This window comes from Pseudarthrobacter sp. RHLT3-21 (assembly GCF_059383495.1).
Genome location: NZ_JBWZCI010000019.1, coordinates 42,053 through 61,248 on the forward strand (window position 1 = coordinate 42,053; position 19,196 = coordinate 61,248).

Sequence of the window (19,196 nt, forward strand, 5' to 3'; positions counted from 1 at the left end):
CCTCGGCCACGCAAATGAATGTGAGCACCCCATGGCAATGACAGCACGTCAACGGGCCAGAGTGAGCCTGTACGTCCAGATCGGCATCTTCGTTGTGGCCGTGGCCGCGCTGGTCCTGGCCACCGACTGGAAGACCGTCGGCAACAGCGTCTTCAACTTTGGCAAGATCGGCCCGATGTTCCCGGACATCTTCCTGGTGGGCCTCAAGAACACCCTCGTCTACACGTTCCTCGGCTTCGTCGTGGGCCTCTCCGGCGGCCTGCTGCTGGCCCTGATGAAGCTCTCCAGCTTCGCGCTGTACCGCTGGATCGCCACCGGCTACATCGAATTCTTCCGCGGCGTGCCGGCGCTGCTGGTGTTCATCGCCTTCGGCTACGGTGTACCGCTCGCGTTTGGCGTTCAGTGGAACGTCGCCCTGATCGTCATGATTTCGCTGGGTATGGTGGCTTCGGCATATATCGCTGAGACCCTCCGCGCCGGCCTGCAGGCTGTGCCCAAGGGGCAGCTCGAAGCCGCACGTTCGCTGGGCATGCCGCAGTGGCAGGCCATGGTGTCCATCGTCATTCCGCAGGCGTTCAAGATCGTGCTTCCGCCGCTGACCAACGAGGTCATCCTGCTGACCAAGGACTCCTCGCTGATCTACGTCCTGGGCCTCACGGCGTCGCAGTACGAGCTCACCAAGTTCGGCCGCGACGGCATCTCCAGCCTGGGCGCAGGCCTCACTCCGCTCCTTGTAGCCGGCGCCTTCTACCTGGTCATCACCATCCCGCTGAGCCTCCTGGCCCGGAAGTTCGAAAGCCGCTCCGCGCGGACCAAGCGATAGGCAGGGAAGCCATGAACGACGTCGTAAATTCCTCCGCCGGCAACACCGGCACCATCAACGCCGCCGGCGTATCCATCAAGGACCTGCGCAAGTCCTACGGCAGCAACGAGGTCCTCAAGGGCATCAGCCTGGACGTTGCCCCCGGCGAAGTGGTGTGCCTGATTGGCCCCTCCGGCTCCGGCAAATCCACCCTCCTGCGCTGCGTCAACCTCCTGGAGCAGCCCAACGAGGGCGCCATCCACGTGGGCGGCTTCGAAGCTACCGACCCCGATGTGGACATCGACAAGATGCGCCGCAAGGTGGGCATGGTGTTCCAGCAGTTCAACCTGTTCCCGCACCTGGACGCCAAGCGGAACTGCACCATCGCGCAGACGAAGGTGCTGAAACGGTCCCAGGAAGAGGCCGATCAGGTGGCCCAGCACAACCTGGAGCGCGTGGGCCTGGGGCACCTGTCCGACCGTTTCCCGGACCAGCTTTCCGGCGGCCAGCAGCAGCGTGTTGCGATCGCCCGGGCGCTGAGCATGAACCCCGAACTGATGCTCTTTGACGAGCCCACCTCCGCTCTGGACCCCGAGACCGTGGGCGATGTCCTCTCGGTCATGCGGAACCTGGCCAAGGAGGGCATGACCATGCTGGTGGTGACCCACGAGATGGGCTTCGCCCGCGAGGTTGCCGACCGCGTGGTGTTCATGGACGGCGGCGTGGTGGTGGAGGAAGGCGTGGCCGAGCAGGTCATTTCCGCACCCGCCCAGGCCCGCACCAAGGAGTTCCTGCGCCGCGTTCTGGACCCGACGCACATCGAGATCGAAGAGTAGGGCACGCACCGCGCGCCGCTGGGGACGCGCATCTGGTTCCAGGACACGCAATCGGTCCGGGGACACCCGTTAAGGGGTGTCCCCGGACCGATTCTGCGTCCTGGTCCCGTTGCCGTGTCCTACGGAAGGCCGACGACGGCGTGGCACCCCCGCTTCCCACAGCTTGCGTTCAAGTTCTCCACCAGTCCAAAGATCCGACCAGACCCATCTCACGACGTTGCGGCCGGTGGCCCGGATGTTGTCCTCCCGCATTTTCTCGGCCACCACAACCTGCCCGGGTGTCCTGCCCTTGAGGTACTCAGCCTTCTCGTACTTGGCGAACCCGTCGAACTCTCCAACGGTGCGGCTGCCCTCCCAGTAGAAGTCCGACCAGCCCACCCGACCTCTGGCGTTGCGAATTTCGTATTGGAGAGTTGGCGCCGCGAACCCTGCCAAATGAATTAGCCCCCGGCTGTATGACTCACCAGCAGACCCCGAGGCAGGATCGGCGAATTCGATGGCGGCCCGTACCCGCCGTTCGACCGCAGGTTCATACCGCGCCGGCAGAGCGCGGAGTAGCTCCTCTTTAGTGAGTGCCTGCAGGCCTCGGCCTGCATCCGGTTTAAGGACGTGGTCAAGGGGAACCAAGGCCTCAGCGAACGGGACGAACGCAGCGATGTCCAGGACAGTCTGGACCCGGGACGTGATGAGGAGCCCGTCAGCTTCGCAGGCGTCGATGGTGCCGGCCTCAACCAGGTGCCTGCGGATTCCGGCCCGCGACCTTCCCCCTCCCCGGAACGTGGTCAGCGCATGAACAGGCTGGCCGCGATCGATGGTTGGAATTCCCAACGTCGATGCAGCCGAATGATGCGAGAAGATGGTGGGCGACTGACAGGTTTCGGCCGCAGCCTCGATCCGGACTCTGTATTGTTCCCAAGCCTGAAGCCCCTTCCATGAGGCCGCGTCAACATAGATGCCTTGGCGGATGCGCACGAGCGTGCCGGCCTTGACTGCGGCCGGCAACTGGCGCGTGCTGACGCCGATCGACGCCAGATCCCTCGTCAGGACCAGCTTGGGGATTACGGTCATGAAGCCAAGATTTCACTGATAGCTCGCGATGTGAAGCCACCGTCGGCCCTATGTGGACAACACCAACTCCAAGCTCAGGAAACGGCTTCGGGCCGCGGACACGCGATCGGCACCAGGACGCGCGGATACGGGTGTCCCGGTGCCGAACGCGCGTCAGGCAGCCGAAAGCGCGTCAGTACCGGGCGAGGACTCCCGCGACGGCGGCGGCTGCTGCGGCGTTGATGAGGGCGTGCAGGGCGCGGAGGCCAACCCGGTCCGTGCGGACCTCGATGATGCTGCGCCCCACGATGGGCTGGGCGAGCGCTTCGGCGAGTCCCGCCGTCGTACTTACCGAGCAGTGCCCGACGCCGTACGCTGCGGCGAGTGCCGCGATGTCCACGGTGTGGGGGGTGCCGAAGAGTCGTTCGACGGCGTCCGCGTAGCGTCCCGATTCCTGGACCGCGCCGTGTTCGAGCAGGCCGAAGATGGCACCGCCGGCGTCGTTCAGCACCACGATCCTCAGCGCGGGTTCGGGTTCGCCGGAACCCAGGAGCAGGCCGCCTGCGTCGTGCAGGAAGGTGACGTCGCCCAGCAACAGCGTGGTGTCCTGGCGGCCGCCTTGGGCAATCCCGGTGGCAGTGGAGATGGTGCCGTCGATCCCAGCGAGGCCGCGGTTGGCGTACACGGTGACGGCAGGCTCGGCGGCGGGCAGGCCGGCCAGGTCAACGTCGCGGATGCCGTTGGAGGAGCCGAGCATCAACTGGCCGCGGGCGTGCTGCCAGACCAGGGCGCCCACGGACGGTCCGGTGGCGGCGGGCTCGGCGGCCAGGACGCCGTCGAGCGCGTGCTGCGCGGCAGCCCCGGCCAGCAGCCAGGTATCCAGCCAATCGGACGGGCCGCGGCCGGCGAAATCGGCGAGGTCGGCCAGGTTCTCCAGCGGAAGTTCCGTGCGCCGGCCCGGCTGGTACCAGGCCACAGGGACAGGCTGATACAGCGCGGAAGGAACGTCGGCACGCTCCAAAAGTGCGGCAACCGGGCGGGACAGTGTGGGCCGGCCGAACATCACCACCCGTTCGATGGGGAGCGCCGCGGACGGTCCGAAGTGTTCCAGCAGCAGGCGGTACGGACCCACGGCGTTGGGGCCGAACCGGGCATTTGAGGACGGTTCCGCGAGCAGCGGCAGGCCGTGGGCGCGGGCGAACGCTTCGGCGACGGGCCCGGCGTCGTGCCCTGCCAGCACCACGGTGCGTCTTTCCTCCAGCGAGGCAGGGGCGGGCGGCAGGTTCATGGTGAGCGGGTCGGTGCCGATCCTGAACCTGGAGTGCCCGGCTGCCGTCGGAAGTCCCTCGTCCGGTGCGGGAACCAGCGGGTCGCGGAACGCCAGGTTCAGCTGGACCGGCCCGGGCGCGAAGTCGGAAAACGCGCCGGTGGCCGCAGCCAGCGCCGTTTCCACCGCGCGGACGGGGCTGTTGCCGGCCGGGACGTCGGCGGCAAAGCGCACGTGCTCACCGAACAGGTCCAGCTGGATGGTGGTCTGGTTGGCGCCGGTCCCCTGCAACTCCTCCGGCCGGTCCGCGGACACCACCACCAGCGGGACGGCCGCGTGGTTGGCTTCCATCACGGCGGGCATGAGATTCCCGACGGCGGTGCCTGACGTGGTGAGGACGGCCGCCGGGGCGCCGGTGGACAAGGCCAGGCCCAGGGCTGTGAAGCCTGCGGAACGTTCGTCGATGCGGACCAGGAGTTCCACGCGGCCGGCGGTTTCGGCCTCGGCCAGCGCGTAGGCCATCGGAGCCGAGCGCGAACCGGGCGAGACCACCACGTACTGGACGCCGCCGTCGATCAGGGCGTCGACGGCGATCCGCGCGGCGGCGAGGGCGTCCAGAAGGTCCGGGGAAGTCTCAGAAGTCACCGACCCAGTCTGCCACCCTCAAACGCTCTCACCCTCCAGCGTTGCTCTATCACTTGCAGTCCCTAAAGCGCGGGCAAAGGGACCAAAAGTGATAGAGCAACGGGGAACGGGTTGCGGAACTAGCCGCGGAACACCTGGACCACTGACGGACGGGGCGCGCGCACCTGGCCGCGGGCCGGCGTCGCGCCTTCCGCAACGTAGTCCGGGAAGAAGGAGTGCTGGTCCGCGAACGAGCCTTCCTCGCCCGGGTGCTGCACGGACACGAACACGGTGCGTTCGTCGTCGTGGACGATGGGTCCGCAGGTTTCGCCTTCCTTGGGCACGGCCAGGAACTGCTCCACCTTGCCGCGCTCGGCGCCTTCGAGGGTGACCTTGAAGAGGCCGTCGGCCTTGCCGATGCCGGCGGGGGCGCCGTCGGTGGAGATCCACAGGTTGCCTACGGAGTCGAACGCGAGGTTGTCCGGGCAGGAGATGGGCGAGACTTTGTCCACCGGGAAGCCGGAGAAGTACGTGACGTCGCCCTGGCCCGGATCGCCGCAGACCATCAGCAGGTTCCAGGTGAAGGCAGTGGAGGTCTGGTCGCCGGTCTCGGTGATTTCCACGATGTGGCCGTCGCGGTTGGCGTTGCGCGGGTTGATTTCCGTAGCGCCTTCCTTGCCCACCTTGCCGCGGTCCGAGTTGTTGGTGCAGGCCACGTAAACCTTACCCGTGTGCAGGCTCGGCTCAACGTCCTCGCAACGGTCCATCTTGGTGGGGCCCACCTTGTCCGCGGCGAGGCGCGTGTAGACCAGGACCTCTTCCACGGTCATGCCGGGCACGGCGGACGCGCCGTCCACCACCAGGGGCAGCCACTCGCCGGTGCCGTCAAAGGAACCGTCGGCGGGAACGTTGCCAACCCCCGTGATCTCCGCGACGGGCGAGTTGCCCGTGAACTTGGCGACGTAGAGGTTGCCTGCCGAGAGCAGCGTCATGTTGTGCGCCCGGTCGGCAGCCGAAGTACCGGGGCGGTACTTGCCCGCAGAGACGAACTTGTACAGGTAGTCGAAGCGCTCGTCGTCGCCGGAGTAGGCCACCACGTGCCCGGAATCTGCCACAATCACGTTGGCGCCCTCGTGCTTGAAGCGGCCCAGCGAGGAGTGCTTCTTCGGCGTGGACGTGGGATCAAACGGGTCAACTTCCACGATCCAGCCGAAGCGGTTTGCTTCGTTTTCGTAGCCGGCGTTGCGGGTGTCGAAGCGCGGATCGTCCAGTTCCCACTTGCGCGCAGTGGCCTTGTTGGTGAGGCCGTAACGCTTATCACTGGCGGACGTGCCCGGGGAGACGAAGTAGCCGTTGAAGTTTTCCTCGCCGGACAGGATGGTGCCCCACGGGGTGGTGCCGCCGGAGCAGTTGCCCAGGGTGCCCTTGATCTTGCGGCCGCTCGGGTCCGCGACGGTCTTGACCAGCGCGGAACCCGCGGCGGGGCCGGTCAGTTCGTAGGCCGTGTTGTTCAGGTACCGGCGGTTCAGCGGCGCGCCCTTGACGTAGGTCCACGGCTTGGTGGTGTTCTTGCGCTCCAGCTCGACGACGGTCAGCCCGTGGGCAGCGGCCCCCACCGCGCGGACGTCGGCCGCCGGCATGGTGGCCGGGAACATGATGCTCTCGTTGGTGTATTCGTGGTTGGCGAACAGCACGGCGCGGCGGCCCTTCGTGTTCGGAATCTCCAGGATGTCGGTGTAATCGTTGTTGTAGCCGAACTGCTTCTCCTGCGCGGCGGCCGTCTGATTGTTCAGATCGAGGTCCGGCGTGCCGTTGAAGATCGGGTCTCCCCAGCGGATCACGGGCTGCCAGGTGAAGCCTTCCGGCACGGTGAACGCGTCGACGGCGGCATCCACCGGAGCGATCGGCGTGAACGTCAGCTTCGACTTGGCAAAGCCCTCCTTCGCGGCGGGGGCCAGCCCGGGACCGCCGGCAAGTGCCGGTTCCGCGGAGGTAATGGCACTGCCGAGTACGACGGCGAGCGCACCGGCGGCGCCAAAGCCCAGGGCGGCGCGGCGGGACATGGTGGCGGACGCGATGTCGCGGAAGTAGCTGTTGGAGCTGGTGTTGCAGACATCGCCGGAGCAGGCGTTGTCGCACTTCAAGGCGCAGGTGACGGCGCTGCGCTTGCCCTTGGTGTGGCCGAGCATAGGCAGCAGGGTGAACTTGCGGGCTGTCGTTTCAGACAAGGGGGCCTCCAGATTTACGATCGGGTCCCGGCCACCCTGTCAGCCGGTTCCGACGCCCAGCCGTCCGCCGGGTGAAGTTCGGGTTAACCGGCGGTGACCTGCAGAAACTGCGAGAGCGTCGCCAAAAACGTGGAGGAAGTGAGAGAGCGTCAGGGGGCGAGGAGGGCGTGGACCCTGGCGAGGCGGGCCAGCCACCAGTCGCGGCGTTCCGCGGGGGCCGCATACTGCTCCAGCAGCCCGGCGTCGGCGGCAACATCGCGGAGGCGGATGGCGCCGTCGTCGGCCACTAACGGATCCAGCGTGATGTCCGAGGTGAACAACGACACCGTCCCCAGCCCGCACGCGTACGGCAGCTCGGGCAGGGCAGCCGCCAAAGCCAGCCCGGCGCGGATGCCCACGGAGGTGTCCAGCGCGGAACTGACGACGGCGGGGAGCCCGGCCTGCGCCACGATGTCCAGCGCGCGCCGTACTCCCCCGAGCGGTGCGACCTTAACCACCAGCAAGTCCGCCGCACCGGCCCGGGCCACCTTAAGGGGATCGGATTCTTTGCGCACGCTTTCGTCGGCCGCGATCAGCACCGGCGTTCCGGCGGCGCGGAGCTGGCGCCGCACCTCGGCGAGCCCCTCGACGGTAGGCACCGGCTGTTCGGCGTATTCAAGTCCGACGGCGGACAGCCGCGTGAGTGCCGATACCGCGGTGGGCACGTCCCAGCCACCGTTGGCGTCGACGCGGATGGCGGCGTCGGGCAGGGCTTCGCGGACGGCGGCGACCCGGGCGGCGTCGTCGTCGAGCGTCTGCCCACGCTCGGCCACCTTGATCTTGACGGCGTCCACCCGGCCGAACCGGGCCAGGACTTCGGGTACCCGGTCCGCGGAGACGGCAGGCACGGTGGCGTTAACGGGGATCACCGAACGGACGGGTGACGGGAAGCCGTGCCAGCCGGCCTCGATGGTGGCGGCGAGCCAGCGGGAGGCCTCGGCGTCGGCGTATTCGGGGAACGGGCAGAACTCGCCCCAGCCGAGCGGGCCGCGCAGCAGCAGGGTTTCGCGTTCCATGATGCCGCGGAACTTCACCCGCATGGGCAGGGTCACCACATGCGCGTTGGCGAGCAGTTCGTCCAGGGACGGGAAGGCGGCGGGCATGGATTCACTGTACCGGCAGCGTTAGATCCACTTGTTGCGCTTGAAGGTCCAGTAGAGCACCAGCCCCATGGCAACCATCAGGCCCAGGGCAAAAGGGTAGCCGAAGACCCAGCTCAGCTCGGGCATGCTGGTGAAATTCATGCCGTAAATGGTGCCTACCAGCGTCGGCGCAAACAGGATGGCCGCCCACGACGAAATGCGTTTCACCTGCTCGCTCTGGGCGAAGCTGGATTCGGTGAGCTTGCGCATTTCGTCGTTCTGCCGCTGCGCCACCAGCGCCGCATTAACAGCCAGGGCGTTCTGCAGCAGTGCACGGAAGGACGCCACCCGTTCATTCAGCCGGATCACGTGGTCCAGTACGTCGCGGAAGTGGTCCTGCAGTTCGGTCCCCGGTTCGCGCTCCGGTGTTCCGGCCATCAGGGCCTGGAGGATGCCAACCAACGGACTGGTGGCGCGCTGGAAGGTGATGACCTGGCGGGAGAGCTCGTAGATCCGGCGCGACACGTCCGGATCGGCGCCGAAGAGGTCGTCCTCGATCTCGTCCACATCGTTCTCCAGCCCCGCGGCCACGGGTTCGTACTCGTCCACCACCTGGTCCAGGATCCCGTAAAGCACGGCGTCCGGGCCCAGGGCGAGGAACTCCGGCGTGGATTCCATCCGGTGGCGCACCCTTGCCAGGTCCGGAGATTCGGCGTGGCGGACGGTGATCACGTAATCGGCGCCGACAAAAACGTGGATCTCGCCGAAGTCCACTTTCTCTACGTCGTCGAGGTAGCGGGCGGGGCGGAGTACCAGGAAGACGCATTCGCCGTAGTGCTCCAGCTTGGCCCGCTGGTGTCCGGCCAGGGCGTCCTCCACTGCGAGCGGGCTCAGATCGAATTCCTCGGCCACGGACCTGAGTTCCGTGGGGTCCGGGCGGTACAGTCCGATCCAGGCCATTCCTTCGCGCTGCCTCAGGACGAAGTACGTCTCGTCCAGGCCTTCGGGGTCCGCCGTCCTAACCCCGTCCACGTACACCGCGTTATCGATGATGGTCATGGCCATGCCTCCTTGTCAGAACGTCGCTTGACCCCAGTGTTCCTTTCGCGCTCCCAGCCGTCCAGGAGTGCGGGCAGGCTGGCGTCGAGGAAGCGGTAGAAGCGCCCCATCTCCGTCACCCGGGACCCTGCAGATTGTGCCGAACGAACGGATCGTCCACACGGAGGTCATAGAGATGCCGGGCACCGCGTGGTCCGGGGTGGACCTGGCAGCGTTCGCTTGGCCCGCTGTTTACGCGTTGTGTTGCTGCCCATAGGCTGGAGCTCCAAGTGGAATCCAGGAAGGTGGGTATGGTCGTGGCGGAAGGAACGAAGGCTGATCCTTGGGAGCTGGTGACGGCTCCGGGATGATCTGAGTACACGATGTACCGGGATCCTGACGCGGACCCTCCGGCGTTGGTCTGCCAGGTGGGCTCGACCACGTTGAAGTACCATCTTCAGGCCATTGAGGACCTCCACTCGTGGCTGCTCGAGCAAGGTGACTGGGTTCCGCTGGGGGCTGCCGATGAAAGTAAGCCCGCGCCGGAGGACAGCGTCGAGGCCTGGGGCCGGGACCCTGACCTCTCGCTCTCGAAAAACCGGGGCGGGGATGTCACTCACGGCCTCACCCGGAGTGCAGGTATTTCTGCAAAAGAAGGGTGGTCTGCCGGGCGCAGCGTATGATCTGCCGAAGGCGGTCCGCTGCCAGCCGGGGCAGGACCCGGGCCGGCTCAGCGTCGACGCTCTCTTGACGAAGGGACCGTTCCAGGTCCATGGCAAGTCCAGCCAGGCGCTCCGCGCCTACCATCTGACTGGAAGTCTTGAGGCTGAGGACCGCATCCATCGCACCGGTCAGGTCACCGGTGGTGAGGGTCAGTCGCACCTTTTCAGTCCTGTGGGGCAGATGCTCGATGAAGTTCTGCACGAACACCTTCCACACGCCGCCATCGTCATCGAGCTCGGTGCGCAGCCTGTCCAGCACTGCCGGATCAAGGAGGGGCAGGGCGTTGGCGTCGTCCTGCGCCATGAGTGTCCTTCCGTTAGACGGGGCTACCGCTTCATTCCTTGAAAATGCGTGGCTGGGGTTCCCCCGGGCAGATCCTCAAGGAGGGATTCCGCGAGCACCCGAACCTTGACATTCCGGTGGCTGGAGGCGTTGGCGAGAATTTTGAAGGCTTCCTCATAAGAGCACCGGTTCTGCCCCATGATCACCCCGCACGCGACATCGATTGAGGTCCGGCCCTGCATTGCCGTGCGCAGATGACAGGCCGCGGCCAGGGCTTCCCTGATTTCTGATGCCATGAGGTAGCTGCTGGCTGCAACTTTGCTGAAGGCCACGACGTCGGCAACTACAGCAGGAGTGAAGGCATTGGTTTTGTCTGTCAGAAGCGTCAACGCCGCGGAGCATCCCGGTTCCAGCGGAAGTGGCACAGACACCACCGACCGGTAGCTGGCATCCCGGAGCGGACGCCAGAACCCGGGCCATCGAGGATCCCGGCAAAAGTCGTTGACGATGATGGCCAACCGCCCAGACAACGCCTGCGACACCGGACCGTCACCATTGCCCTGATCCCACCTGGCCAGGCCGATGGCACGCTCACTGTTACCGGATGTGAGCGGTGTCTGGCCGCGCCGGGCCAGTGTCACGGCGCCGTCCAGAGCATGTCCGGTACGCTCGGCGAGAGCTGAAACTGCAGCCAGCGCGAGTAGGCGGAGGGAATCGTCCTCCCTGTCTGCGCGGAAATCCAACAGGCTTCCCTCACCGGCCCGAAGCTGCTGACGTGCGCGTAGCTCTCGGCTCATGGCCTGCCCCCTGCCCCCCAAAGTCGACGTGCTCAACTGTCCCCCAGGACCCTCAACTGACGCTATGCGGCAGCGAGAAAGAAAGCATGCGTAGTGTGTACTCGTTTTTTCGACTTATCGACACTCGGGGCGGATGACCCTTCCAATGCATATCCATATGGGTATACAATCGCGTTATGGCACGGGCAGCAACCACAACAGATGCGTTCAACGCGGTGGCTGAGCCACGCCGTCGGGAAATCCTGGACGCCCTCACGCAAGGCGAGCGCCCGGTCAGCGAACTGGTGGACCTCCTGGGCCTGGCGCAGCCGCACGTATCACGGCACTTGCGGGTGCTGCGCGAGGTGGGCGCCGTCGTCGTACGTGACGAAGGCCGGCGGCGGCTCTACCGGCTCAATCCGCAAGCCCTCAAGCCCATCCACGACTGGGTGGCCAGCTACCAGCACCTCTGGGAGGAGCGTTTCGACCTCTTGGAGGACGTGCTGGAGGACCTCAAAGAAGAGCATTGAAAAGGAGCAGGACAATGGCACAGGCGAGCAGCAGCACCGTGGACGTGACGTTCCCCAGCGACACGGAAATCCTCATCACGCGGACCCTCAACGCACCCCGGCACCTCGTCTACCGGGCCTGGACCACTCCCGAACTCGTCAAGAAATGGTGGCCGGGCCGGCGGGGCGACATGACACTGGCGGCCATGGACTTCCGCGTCGGCGGCGCGTGGCGTTACGTGATGCTGGCGCACGGCGAATTCCAGATCGCCTTCCACGGGACCTACCGCGAGATTGTGCCGAACGAGCGGATCGTCCACACGGAGGTGCTGGAGATGCCGGGCACGGCGCCGGACAGCGAGGAGGGGGCTGTGCTCAATACGGTCACGTTTAACGAGGCCGACGGCGGCGGCACCACCGTGCGGATCCGCACCGATGCGGGCAGCAAGGAAGTCCGGGACATGATTGCGCAGACCGGCATGGAAGGCGGCGTGCGCGAGCAGTTCGAGATCATCGAGGAGCTGGCGGCGTCCCTCACCTAAGCTTCCTCCGGCCCAACTGAGTAGCGCCAACTGTCGTTTTCAGCGCCCATAACGACACTTTGCGCTACTCAGTTGGGCTGTTGTTACGCTTTGCGGCGTGATTTCCCTAAAGCAGGCGCCCCGTCGCGAAGTGCGCGCGTGAACGCCCCGGCACAGACGGTGAACGCCCGGGCATCTACCGCCCCCCCTATATGCGGCTGGCTTCGTCACCGCTTTCGGTGCCCACAGCATCGCGGCGGGACTCGGCGCACAGAGCGAGAACATCGGCCTGACGCTGCTTAACCTGGGCATCCTGCTCGCTCTCTATGACGTTTCCGAAGTCTTCCTCAAGCCCGTTTTCGGCGCGCTGAGCGACCGGATCGGAACCAAGCCCGTCGTCGTCGGCGGCCTTCTGGCCTTCGCGGTGCTGTCATTGATCGGGCTCTGGGCGGCGGATCCCCTGATGCTTGGACTGGCGCGACTGGGGCAGGGCGCCGCGGCTTCGGCTTTTTCGCCGGCGTCGTCCGCGATGGTTGCCCGGCTGGCGGGAGGCAAGAAGGCCGGGACCTACTTCGGCCGGTACGGTTCGTGGAAGAGCCTGGGCTACGTCATCGGACCGCTGCTGGGGGCGGGCCTGATCCTCGCGGGCGGGTTTGCCCTGCTGTTCGGGGCCCTCTCGGTCCTGGCAGTGGCCACCGCCGTGTGGGTACTGGTGTCCGTCCCCCATCTGGCGCCACTCCCCCGGCAGCGGTACACAGTTCTCAATCTTGCCCGGCAGGTCGCTGAGCGGCGCTTCCTGGTTCCGACGTTGGTGCTGGCGGCCTCGACGGGAGCGCTCGGCGCGGCGATCGGATTCATTCCCGCCCTGGCCACCCGGCACGGCCTTGGCCCGGTTGCCGGCACGGCCGCGGTCAGTGTCCTGGCCATCACGTCCGTGCTCACCCAGCCCTGGATCGGCAGGCTGCGCGACGCCCACCGCATCAGCGATAACCGCGGGACGACGGCGGGACTCCTCGTTACTGCCGCGGGCGTCGCACTCCTCGCCCTGATCCCGGGTCCGGTCACGGTGTTCATTGCCGCGGCAGCCATTGGTGCCGGCGTTGGCCTGGCCACGCCGCTCGGCTTCGCGCATCTGGCCGATACCACTCCGCCGGAGCGGATGGGCCGGACCATGGGATCGGCGGAGCTCGGACGTGAACTCGGTGACGCCGGCGGGCCGCTGCTGGTGGGCGGCATCGCCACCCTCACTGCCCTGCCGCTTGGCCTCGGGGCCCTGGCACTGCTGGTCGCGGCGGCCAGCGTCCCGCGCCTCCCGAACGCCCCGCGGGCCAAGTAGGTAGCGCCAACAGTCGTTTTGAGGCCCCAAAACGACAGATAGCGCTACCTAGTTGGGGAGGACGGCGCCGCCCCAGAAAGGTCCGGGCACACCTCACACGCGTTAGGTAGACTGCAGGAAAATACCGCACGCCGGAGGTAAGTACAGAATGAACCACAAAGCCACAGCACTGGACGTCGCCAAGCTCGCCGGTGTGTCCCGCAGCGCGGTGTCGCTGGTCCTGAACGGGCGCGGCGACGGGAACGTGGCCAAGGAAAGCCAGGCCCGGATCCGTGAAGCGGCGGCCACGCTGAACTACACACCCAACGCCATCGCCGTGAGCCTGCGGAACCGGCGGTCACGGATCATCGGGATCGTCTCGGACCAGGTGGTCACCAGCCCGTTCGACGGAAATATCATCGCCGGCGCGGACGCCGTGGCCAGGTCCCAGGGTTTTGTCACCGTGGTGATGGATACGGAGCTGGACGAGGCCCGTGACGAAAGTGCCGTGGCCACGCTGCTGGACCGCCAGGTGGACGGGCTGATGTACGTCACCGTGGGCCTGCGCCCCCTGCACGTCCCGCTCAACATGCTGCGCGTGCCGTCGGTGCTGGCCAACTGCTTCGATGACCGTCCCGAAGCAGGCGTTCCCGCTGTCATTCCGGACGAGGTCCGCGGCGGCCGGGAGGCGGCAACGCACCTGCTGGAACTGGGCCACCGTGACATCGCGTTCCTCGCCGGCGACAGCGTCACGCCCGCCGCCCCGCGCCGGATCCAGGGCCACCGGGACGCTTTTGAGGCCGCCGGTTTGCCGGTGCGGCCGGGCAGGATCCTCCAGGTGGGCTGGGACATCGACGCCGGATTCCACGGCGCCATGAAGCTCCTGGACGGTGTGGCTGCGCCGGAACGGCCCACCGCGATCGTGTGCGCGAACGACCGCCTGGCTATCGGCGTGGTGCTCGCGGCCAACCGGCTGGGCCTGGCCATCCCGCAGGACCTCTCCATCATGGGATACGACGACGAATTCCGCATCGCATCCACCATGGTTCCGGCGCTCACCACCATGGCCCTCCCGCTGCGGGAGATGGGCGCCGCCGCCATGACCGGGCTCCTCCGGGAATTGTCGGAGGAACCGGAAGATAACGACGGCGACGACGACGGCGACGGCGGCAGCGGCGGCGTCCCCAGCCAGACGCTGGTCCGGTGCCGGCTCGTGGTGCGCGAGTCAACGGGCCAGGTCCCCGCCGGCCGGGCCTGACTGCGGCCAGGCGAACAGCGCGGCGCTACTGAGGCTGTTCCAGCTGCCACACGTCCGCGGCCGCGCCGTCGGGAAGCCGCAGCACCCACCGTTCGCCGGGCGCCGGATAGGCGCGCAGCGTGGTGGCCACCGAACCGCTCCGGTACACCTCCACGAGCGACGCATCCACAAAAACGCGAAGCTCCTCCCCCGCAGCCAGCGCCCCGCTGAAGACGACTTGCCCGCCGTCCGCCGGGGAGTCAGCTCCAGCGTCCGCTAGACCGTCCGCCACCAGGGAAAGTTCGACGACGGCGCCCGCGGCCAGCGCCGCCGGCCCACCGTTCACAACGACCCCACCGCTCACAACGGCCTCGGCATACGGCGGCAGCTCAACGCTCCCGGCAACCTGCGACGCCAGTTGCGTGCCACGGTAGGCATCCACCTCCGGCGCGGGTGCCACGGCCAGTGAACCGTCCACCACGGACAGCAGACGCGGATGGGTGAGCACACCGGCCCAGCCCGCGGCGTCGATCTCGGTCTCGCTGCGGCCCCGGCGGCCATCCCGCCCCGGTCCTTCATTGGCCCAGCCCCACAGCAGCGCTTTGGGCTCCGGGAGAGCAGCGAGAACAGAGGAAGAAGCAGCAGCACCGCCAGCGCCGGCAGCGGATGCGGCGTCCGCGAGCTGCACGATCTGCGGCGCGTAGAAGTCCCGGCCCAGGTCAGACTTTCCGCCGGTCTCCGGGGAGAAGACCGGCAGGCCAGTGGAGGGGTCCTCGGTCAGGGAGCCGATGAGGTGGCCTACCCCGTTGGCGTGCTCGTGGTCATCGCCGGAGAGCCATAGGGAAAGCATAATGACCCACGCGTCGTCCCCGGACCGGGATTCAAGGGAAGAAACGGACGGCACCCGCACCAGCTGCGGGCACTCCCAGATCTCGGCCGGCGTCTGGGCAGCAGCGATCGGGTTCTCGGACGTGAGCCAGATGCCCTCGTACTTCCAGTCGGACAGGTCCTCCACCGTGTACAGCAGGAGCGCGGCGTGGCCGGAGGCCAGCCCGGCGCCCTGCATGGCGTAGCGCTTGCCGTTGAAGCGGAAGATGAACGGGTCGCGGACCGCCGTGACCAGGGGGTCGGCCGGCATGGACGCCGCGACGTGCCCGTCCTGGGTCCACGAAACGAGGTCCGCGGAACCGCGGGAGATGACCACCTGGGAATGGCCGCCGTCACCGCGGACGCCGGAGTACGCGGCGGTGGGGACGCCGCCGTCGTCCGTCACCACACCAGTCCAGCAGCCGTACTCGTCCGGCCCGCCGCCCTGGGGACGGAGCGCCACGGGGTGTTCCTCCCAGCGCACCAGGTCCGCGGAGCTGAGGTGGCCCCACGCGATTCTGTGGTGGCGGGCGGACTCGGGGTTGTACTGGAAGAAGACGTGGTAGCGGCCGTTGAGGTGGCTGATGCCGTTGGGGTCGTTGATCCAGCCCAGCGCGGGGCGGGGGTGGAAGTGCGGGAACGCGGCGTCGGGGTGGGCGGCGGCCAGGCGGGCGAAGTCGTCGGCGGCGAGGTCCGGGGATGACATGGAAGTAAGCCTCTCAGAAGTAAGGGTTATTTGCCGCTGCCGGCGGTGAGGCCGTCCTGCAGCGCGCGCTGGCCGAAGATGAAGACCACCAGGGCGGGGATCATGGACAGGACCACGCCGGCCAGCACTACGGAGATGCTGCCGGTGCCCAGGTTGCCCTGGAGGGAGACGAGGCCCAGCGGCAGGGTGAAGTTCTGTTCCGAGATGGTCATGATGAGCGGACGGAAAAACTCGTTCCAGTGGAAATTGAAGGCGAGGATGCCCACGATCGCCATCCCCGGAACAGCCAGCGGGGCATAAACCGAGCGGAAGGTCCGCCAGGGTGTGGCGCCGTCGATCGACGCAGCCTCCGCGAGGTCGGTGGGCAGTCCCATGAAGTACTGCCGCATCAGGAAGGTGCCGAACGCCGTCGGGATGGCCGGCAGGATCAGTGCCAGCAGCGTGTCCGAAAGCCCCATGCCGCGGATCAGCATAAACACGGGCACGATGGTCACCTGCACCGGCACCATCATGGTGGCCAGCACGATCGAGAACAGGGCCCCGCGGCCGCGGAACTTCAGGTTCGCGAAAGCGTAGCCGGCCATCGCGGCGGTCACCATCTGGCCCACGGCGATGAGCCCGGTGACCAGGGCGCTGTTCAGCACCAGGAGGACGATGTCCAGCTGCCGGAAGACCTGCGTGTAGGACGTGAAGTCCGGATTCCAGGGGAAGAACGACGGCGGCAGCTTGAACGATTCCGATGGCGACCGCAGCGAGGTGGACAGGGTCCACATCACCGGGCCCAGGGTCAGGACGGCCGCGATCATCAGCAGGACAATGCGGAGGACCAGGTTCCAGTTCGGCTTCCGCCGGGACCGGGCAGGCACGGCAGGGGTGCGGGTGGATACACGCTCTGTAGTGGTAGTCATGGCTGGCCTTACTGGTAGAAGACGAATCGTTTGCTGAGCCGGAACTGCGCGGCGGTGATGGCCATGATGATCAGGGTCAGGATCACGCCGATGGCCGAGGCCTCACCGAATTCGAGGCGCTGGAACGCGGATTCGAAGATCACCATCACGGCGGTGCGGGTGGAGTCCCCGGGCCCGCCGCGGGTCAGGACGTACGGCTGATCGAACACCTGGAGCGCACTGATGATGGCCATCACGGATGCCAGCAGGGTGGTGGGGCTCAGCAGCGGCACGGTGACGTAGACGTGTTTGCGCCAGCCGGTGGCGCCGTCCAGCGAGGCCGCCTCGTAAGTTTCCATGGGGATCGAAGCCAGCCCGCCGATGAACAGCAGGAAGGAGAACCCGAAGTTCTGCCACACGTAGACAAGGATCACGACGGCGGCGGACCCGCCGGGGGTGGTCAGCCACGGGACCGCGGGGATGCCGGCGAGGGAGAGGAACCAGTTGACCACGCCGAACTGCTCATTGAAGAGGTACCGCATAAAGATGGACACGGAGGCGGCGGAGAGGATCAGGGGGAAGAAGAACGCCGAGCGGAAGAAGGTCCGCAGCCAGGACGGCATCTTCTCCTGCACCATCACGGCGAGCGCCAGTGCGAGGCCGAGCTGGAAGGAGACCGCCACAATCACAAACACGATGGTGTTCAGGAAGGACACCCGGACCGTGGGGTCCTGGACCACTTCGGCGAAGTTATCGAAGCCCACGAACGTCGGGGCGGAGATGATGTCCCAGCGGAAGAACGCCAGGACCACCGACGCCGCGATGGGCACCAGGGTGAACAGGCCCATGCCCAGGATGGTGGGGGCCAGGAAGATCCAGGCAAGCCAGCGCTGGCTGTGCCGGCCGGACGCGGTCTGGGCAGTGGCGGGCGTTGCGGGTTTGACGGCCTGCTTCGGCCGCTCCCGGCGAGGGGTGGTGGTGCTCATGACTGCCTCCTCAGGGCCAGTTCAAGATCGCGCTGCATGGACTCGAGGGCCTGCTTGAGCTGGCGCTCATCGCCGCTGACGGCCAGCGAGACGTTTTTCATCAGGGCCGTTTCGACGGCGGCCTGCTGGGGCGGCGCCGGGATGGGGCCGGTGGTGGGGTACTTGTCCAGCGTGTCGTAGAAGACCTTCCAGTGTGCGGGGCCTTTCCCCGCGTACAGCGCTTCGTTGACCATGGAGCGGCGGGCCGGGGTGGTGATTGGGTTGGGGAAAATCAGTTCCATGGCTTCGCGGCTGGCACTGAACTTGATCCATTCCCAGGCGGCGTCCTTGTCCTTGGCGGTTTTCATGATGGCGTAGCCGGCCGTGCCGAACTGGTGCCGCTGGGTCTTCCAGCGCGGGAAGAACTGGACGTCGTAGTCGTTCTCCTTCATGCCGGCCTCGTGCAGGCCCTGGACCCAGTAGCCGCCGGCCGGGGTGGTGCCGATCCGGTTGGAGGCGAAGAGCCCCACGAGGGAACTGCCGCCGCCTTCTTCGGGCCGGACGCCGAGACCGTCCTTGACCAGGCCGCGGAGGTAGTCGAAGGTCTCGAACACGCGCGGGTCGTCGGCGTTCGGTTCCAGCCACTGGTAGCCGCCGGAGCGCAGGCCGCGGGAGGGATCGTTGGCGTAGAAGGAGTCCCAGAGCCAGTCTCCGCCGGCGGACCGGGTCTCCTTCAGGAAGCTGGTGTCGTTGGCGTAAAGCCAAGGCACCACGCCGCCGAAGAGCCGGTTGGTCCAGTAGTACGGGGTGAAGCCGGACGGCCGGGCCTTGCGCATCGCGGCGAGGTTGTTGCGGAAGTCCACGTTGGTCCAGTCGTCCGCCGGGCGTTCCAGCCCTGCCTGCGCGAAGGCGGTGGTGTTGTAGTACATGTTGGCGGCGTTCCAGTCCATGGGGAGTTGGAAGAGGCTGCCCTTGTACATAAAGGCCTCCACCAGGCTGGGGTGGACGTCGGCGAAGAACTCGGCCATGTCGGCGGCGTCGCGGCGCAGATATTCGTCCAGCGGGTGGGCCAGCTTGTCCGCGAAGAGCTGCGCGCCCTCGGTGGCAACGTAGACGACGTCGGGCGGGGTTCCCGCGGCCACCATGGTGAGGATCTTGGTGAAGAAGTCTTTCCAGTCCACGGCCTGGATGGCCTGGACCTTGACCCGGATGTCCGGGTGGAGTCGGGTGAACGCGTCGATGGCGCGCTGGCGCGCGGCGGCATCGGCGGCTGTCCCCATGATGGCAATGCTGAGGCTGTTGTCGCCCCGCCCGGGAATGTCGGTTCCGGAGAGCCGGGGCCACGATGCCACCGTTGCTCCCACAATTCCTGCTCCCAAGGCACCCAGGGCGGTCCGGCGCGAGATTTCACGCAGGCGGCCAGTTGTGGCACCGGTCATAACAAA

Annotated in this window: 17 protein-coding genes and 2 pseudogenes; 7 read left to right on the plus strand and 12 right to left on the minus strand. The window is 66.9% G+C overall.

Going from position 1 to position 19,196, the window contains the following annotated elements; all coding sequences use genetic code 11:
• Nucleotides 1–31 precede the first annotated feature (31 nt).
• Nucleotides 32–823: an amino acid ABC transporter permease gene (locus AC50YA_RS17275; RefSeq protein ID WP_494983463.1), complete on the plus strand. Its 792-nt coding sequence runs from the start codon at nt 32–34 to the stop codon at nt 821–823.
• Between the two features lie 11 nt (nt 824–834).
• Nucleotides 835–1,638: an amino acid ABC transporter ATP-binding protein gene (locus tag AC50YA_RS17280; RefSeq protein ID WP_494983464.1), complete on the plus strand. Its 804-nt coding sequence runs from the start codon at nt 835–837 to the stop codon at nt 1,636–1,638.
• A 69-nt stretch (nt 1,639–1,707) separates the two neighbouring features.
• Here the strand turns inward: AC50YA_RS17280 and AC50YA_RS17285 are convergent, their stop codons facing one another.
• The 6 genes and pseudogenes from AC50YA_RS17285 to AC50YA_RS17310 form a co-directional block, all read right to left on the minus strand.
• Nucleotides 1,708–2,706 carry a type IV toxin-antitoxin system AbiEi family antitoxin domain-containing protein gene (locus AC50YA_RS17285; RefSeq protein ID WP_494983465.1) on the minus strand — a complete coding sequence of 333 codons (999 nt, stop codon included), beginning with the start codon at nt 2,704–2,706 and terminating at the stop codon, nt 1,708–1,710.
• A gap of 172 nt (nt 2,707–2,878) precedes the next feature.
• The gene (gene menD, locus AC50YA_RS17290; RefSeq protein ID WP_494983466.1) at nt 2,879–4,597 is read right to left on the minus strand and encodes a 2-succinyl-5-enolpyruvyl-6-hydroxy-3-cyclohexene-1-carboxylic-acid synthase; all 1,719 of its coding nucleotides are present in this window, start codon (nt 4,595–4,597) and stop codon (nt 2,879–2,881) included.
• A gap of 119 nt (nt 4,598–4,716) precedes the next feature.
• Nucleotides 4,717–6,804: a PhoX family protein gene (locus tag AC50YA_RS17295; RefSeq protein WP_494983467.1), complete on the minus strand. Its 2,088-nt coding sequence runs from the start codon at nt 6,802–6,804 to the stop codon at nt 4,717–4,719.
• A 149-nt stretch (nt 6,805–6,953) separates the two neighbouring features.
• Nucleotides 6,954–7,946, minus strand: coding sequence for an o-succinylbenzoate synthase (locus tag AC50YA_RS17300; protein WP_494983468.1), 993 nt, complete (start codon nt 7,944–7,946; stop codon nt 6,954–6,956).
• A gap of 21 nt (nt 7,947–7,967) precedes the next feature.
• Entirely contained in the window at nt 7,968–8,984 is a 1,017-nt protein-coding gene (locus AC50YA_RS17305; protein ID WP_494983469.1) for a magnesium and cobalt transport protein CorA, read from the minus strand.
• A pseudogene (locus AC50YA_RS17310) lies at nt 8,981–9,115 on the minus strand (hypothetical protein); the annotation flags it as partial. The pseudogene AC50YA_RS17310 and the gene AC50YA_RS17305, both read right to left, overlap by 4 nt.
• A 231-nt stretch (nt 9,116–9,346) precedes the next feature.
• Between AC50YA_RS17310 and AC50YA_RS17315 the strand changes: the two are divergent.
• Entirely contained in the window at nt 9,347–9,646 is a 300-nt protein-coding gene (locus AC50YA_RS17315; protein WP_494983470.1) for a DUF6855 family protein, read from the plus strand.
• Here the strand turns inward: AC50YA_RS17315 and AC50YA_RS17320 are convergent.
• Nucleotides 9,588–9,989, minus strand: a complete 402-nt coding sequence (locus tag AC50YA_RS17320) for an Hpt domain-containing protein (RefSeq protein WP_494983471.1) — start codon at nt 9,987–9,989, stop codon at nt 9,588–9,590. The genes AC50YA_RS17315 and AC50YA_RS17320 overlap by 59 nt on opposite strands.
• A gap of 23 nt (nt 9,990–10,012) precedes the next feature.
• Nucleotides 10,013–10,765 carry a GAF and ANTAR domain-containing protein gene (locus tag AC50YA_RS17325; protein WP_494983472.1) on the minus strand — a complete coding sequence of 251 codons (753 nt, stop codon included), beginning with the start codon at nt 10,763–10,765 and terminating at the stop codon, nt 10,013–10,015.
• A 176-nt stretch (nt 10,766–10,941) separates the two neighbouring features.
• Between AC50YA_RS17325 and AC50YA_RS17330 the strand changes: the two genes are divergently transcribed.
• The 4 genes and pseudogenes from AC50YA_RS17330 (at nt 10,942) to AC50YA_RS17345 (ending at nt 14,347) form a co-directional block, all read left to right on the plus strand.
• Nucleotides 10,942–11,274: an ArsR/SmtB family transcription factor gene (locus AC50YA_RS17330; RefSeq protein ID WP_494983473.1), complete on the plus strand. Its 333-nt coding sequence runs from the start codon at nt 10,942–10,944 to the stop codon at nt 11,272–11,274.
• Between the two features lie 14 nt (nt 11,275–11,288).
• Nucleotides 11,289–11,795 (plus strand): SRPBCC family protein, encoded by a 507-nt coding sequence (locus AC50YA_RS17335; RefSeq protein WP_494983474.1) that lies wholly within the window; start codon nt 11,289–11,291, stop codon nt 11,793–11,795.
• 184 nt (nt 11,796–11,979) lie between these two features.
• Nucleotides 11,980–13,110: pseudogene (locus AC50YA_RS17340) on the plus strand (MFS transporter); the annotation flags it as partial.
• A 148-nt stretch (nt 13,111–13,258) separates the two neighbouring features.
• Complete coding sequence (locus tag AC50YA_RS17345; protein ID WP_494983475.1) at nt 13,259–14,347, plus strand: LacI family DNA-binding transcriptional regulator; 1,089 nt, start codon at nt 13,259–13,261, stop codon at nt 14,345–14,347.
• A gap of 25 nt (nt 14,348–14,372) precedes the next feature.
• On the opposite strand, the gene AC50YA_RS17350 is transcribed toward AC50YA_RS17345, so the two are convergent.
• Genes AC50YA_RS17350 through AC50YA_RS17365 form a run of 4 tightly spaced genes read right to left on the minus strand, consistent with a single transcriptional unit; the run spans nt 14,373 to nt 19,190 of the window.
• A complete protein-coding gene (locus AC50YA_RS17350) occupies nt 14,373–15,899 on the minus strand; it encodes a glycoside hydrolase family 32 protein (RefSeq protein WP_494983476.1) in 1,527 nt (508 codons plus the stop codon).
• A 26-nt stretch (nt 15,900–15,925) separates the two neighbouring features.
• Nucleotides 15,926–16,807: a carbohydrate ABC transporter permease gene (locus AC50YA_RS17355; RefSeq protein WP_494983477.1), complete on the minus strand. Its 882-nt coding sequence runs from the start codon at nt 16,805–16,807 to the stop codon at nt 15,926–15,928.
• An 8-nt stretch (nt 16,808–16,815) separates the two neighbouring features.
• Entirely contained in the window at nt 16,816–17,772 is a 957-nt protein-coding gene (locus AC50YA_RS17360; RefSeq protein WP_494983478.1) for a carbohydrate ABC transporter permease, read from the minus strand.
• Nucleotides 17,769–19,190 (minus strand): extracellular solute-binding protein, encoded by a 1,422-nt coding sequence (locus tag AC50YA_RS17365; RefSeq protein WP_494983479.1) that lies wholly within the window; start codon nt 19,188–19,190, stop codon nt 17,769–17,771. The genes AC50YA_RS17360 and AC50YA_RS17365 overlap by 4 nt, the downstream gene beginning before the upstream one ends.
• Nucleotides 19,191–19,196: the final 6 nt, after the last annotated feature.

Excerpts from the sequence above, each read along its gene's own strand:
- AC50YA_RS17275 (WP_494983463.1), top strand. The coding sequence starts at position 32 with ATGGCAATGACAGCACGTCAACGGGCCAGAGTGAGCCTGTACGTCCAG.
- AC50YA_RS17280 (WP_494983464.1), top strand. The coding sequence starts at position 835 with ATGAACGACGTCGTAAATTCCTCCGCCGGCAACACCGGCACCATCAAC.
- AC50YA_RS17285 (WP_494983465.1), bottom strand. The coding sequence starts at position 2,706 with ATGACCGTAATCCCCAAGCTGGTCCTGACGAGGGATCTGGCGTCGATC.
- AC50YA_RS17300 (WP_494983468.1), bottom strand. The coding sequence starts at position 7,946 with ATGCCCGCCGCCTTCCCGTCCCTGGACGAACTGCTCGCCAACGCGCAT.
- AC50YA_RS17305 (WP_494983469.1), bottom strand. The coding sequence starts at position 8,984 with ATGACCATCATCGATAACGCGGTGTACGTGGACGGGGTTAGGACGGCG.
- AC50YA_RS17315 (WP_494983470.1), top strand. The coding sequence starts at position 9,347 with ATGTACCGGGATCCTGACGCGGACCCTCCGGCGTTGGTCTGCCAGGTG.
- AC50YA_RS17320 (WP_494983471.1), bottom strand. The coding sequence starts at position 9,989 with ATGGCGCAGGACGACGCCAACGCCCTGCCCCTCCTTGATCCGGCAGTG.
- AC50YA_RS17325 (WP_494983472.1), bottom strand. The coding sequence starts at position 10,765 with ATGAGCCGAGAGCTACGCGCACGTCAGCAGCTTCGGGCCGGTGAGGGA.
- AC50YA_RS17330 (WP_494983473.1), top strand. The coding sequence starts at position 10,942 with ATGGCACGGGCAGCAACCACAACAGATGCGTTCAACGCGGTGGCTGAG.
- AC50YA_RS17335 (WP_494983474.1), top strand. The coding sequence starts at position 11,289 with ATGGCACAGGCGAGCAGCAGCACCGTGGACGTGACGTTCCCCAGCGAC.
- AC50YA_RS17345 (WP_494983475.1), top strand. The coding sequence starts at position 13,259 with ATGAACCACAAAGCCACAGCACTGGACGTCGCCAAGCTCGCCGGTGTG.
- AC50YA_RS17350 (WP_494983476.1), bottom strand. The coding sequence starts at position 15,899 with ATGTCATCCCCGGACCTCGCCGCCGACGACTTCGCCCGCCTGGCCGCC.
- AC50YA_RS17355 (WP_494983477.1), bottom strand. The coding sequence starts at position 16,807 with ATGACTACCACTACAGAGCGTGTATCCACCCGCACCCCTGCCGTGCCT.
- AC50YA_RS17360 (WP_494983478.1), bottom strand. The coding sequence starts at position 17,772 with ATGAGCACCACCACCCCTCGCCGGGAGCGGCCGAAGCAGGCCGTCAAA.
- AC50YA_RS17365 (WP_494983479.1), bottom strand. The coding sequence starts at position 19,190 with ATGACCGGTGCCACAACTGGCCGCCTGCGTGAAATCTCGCGCCGGACC.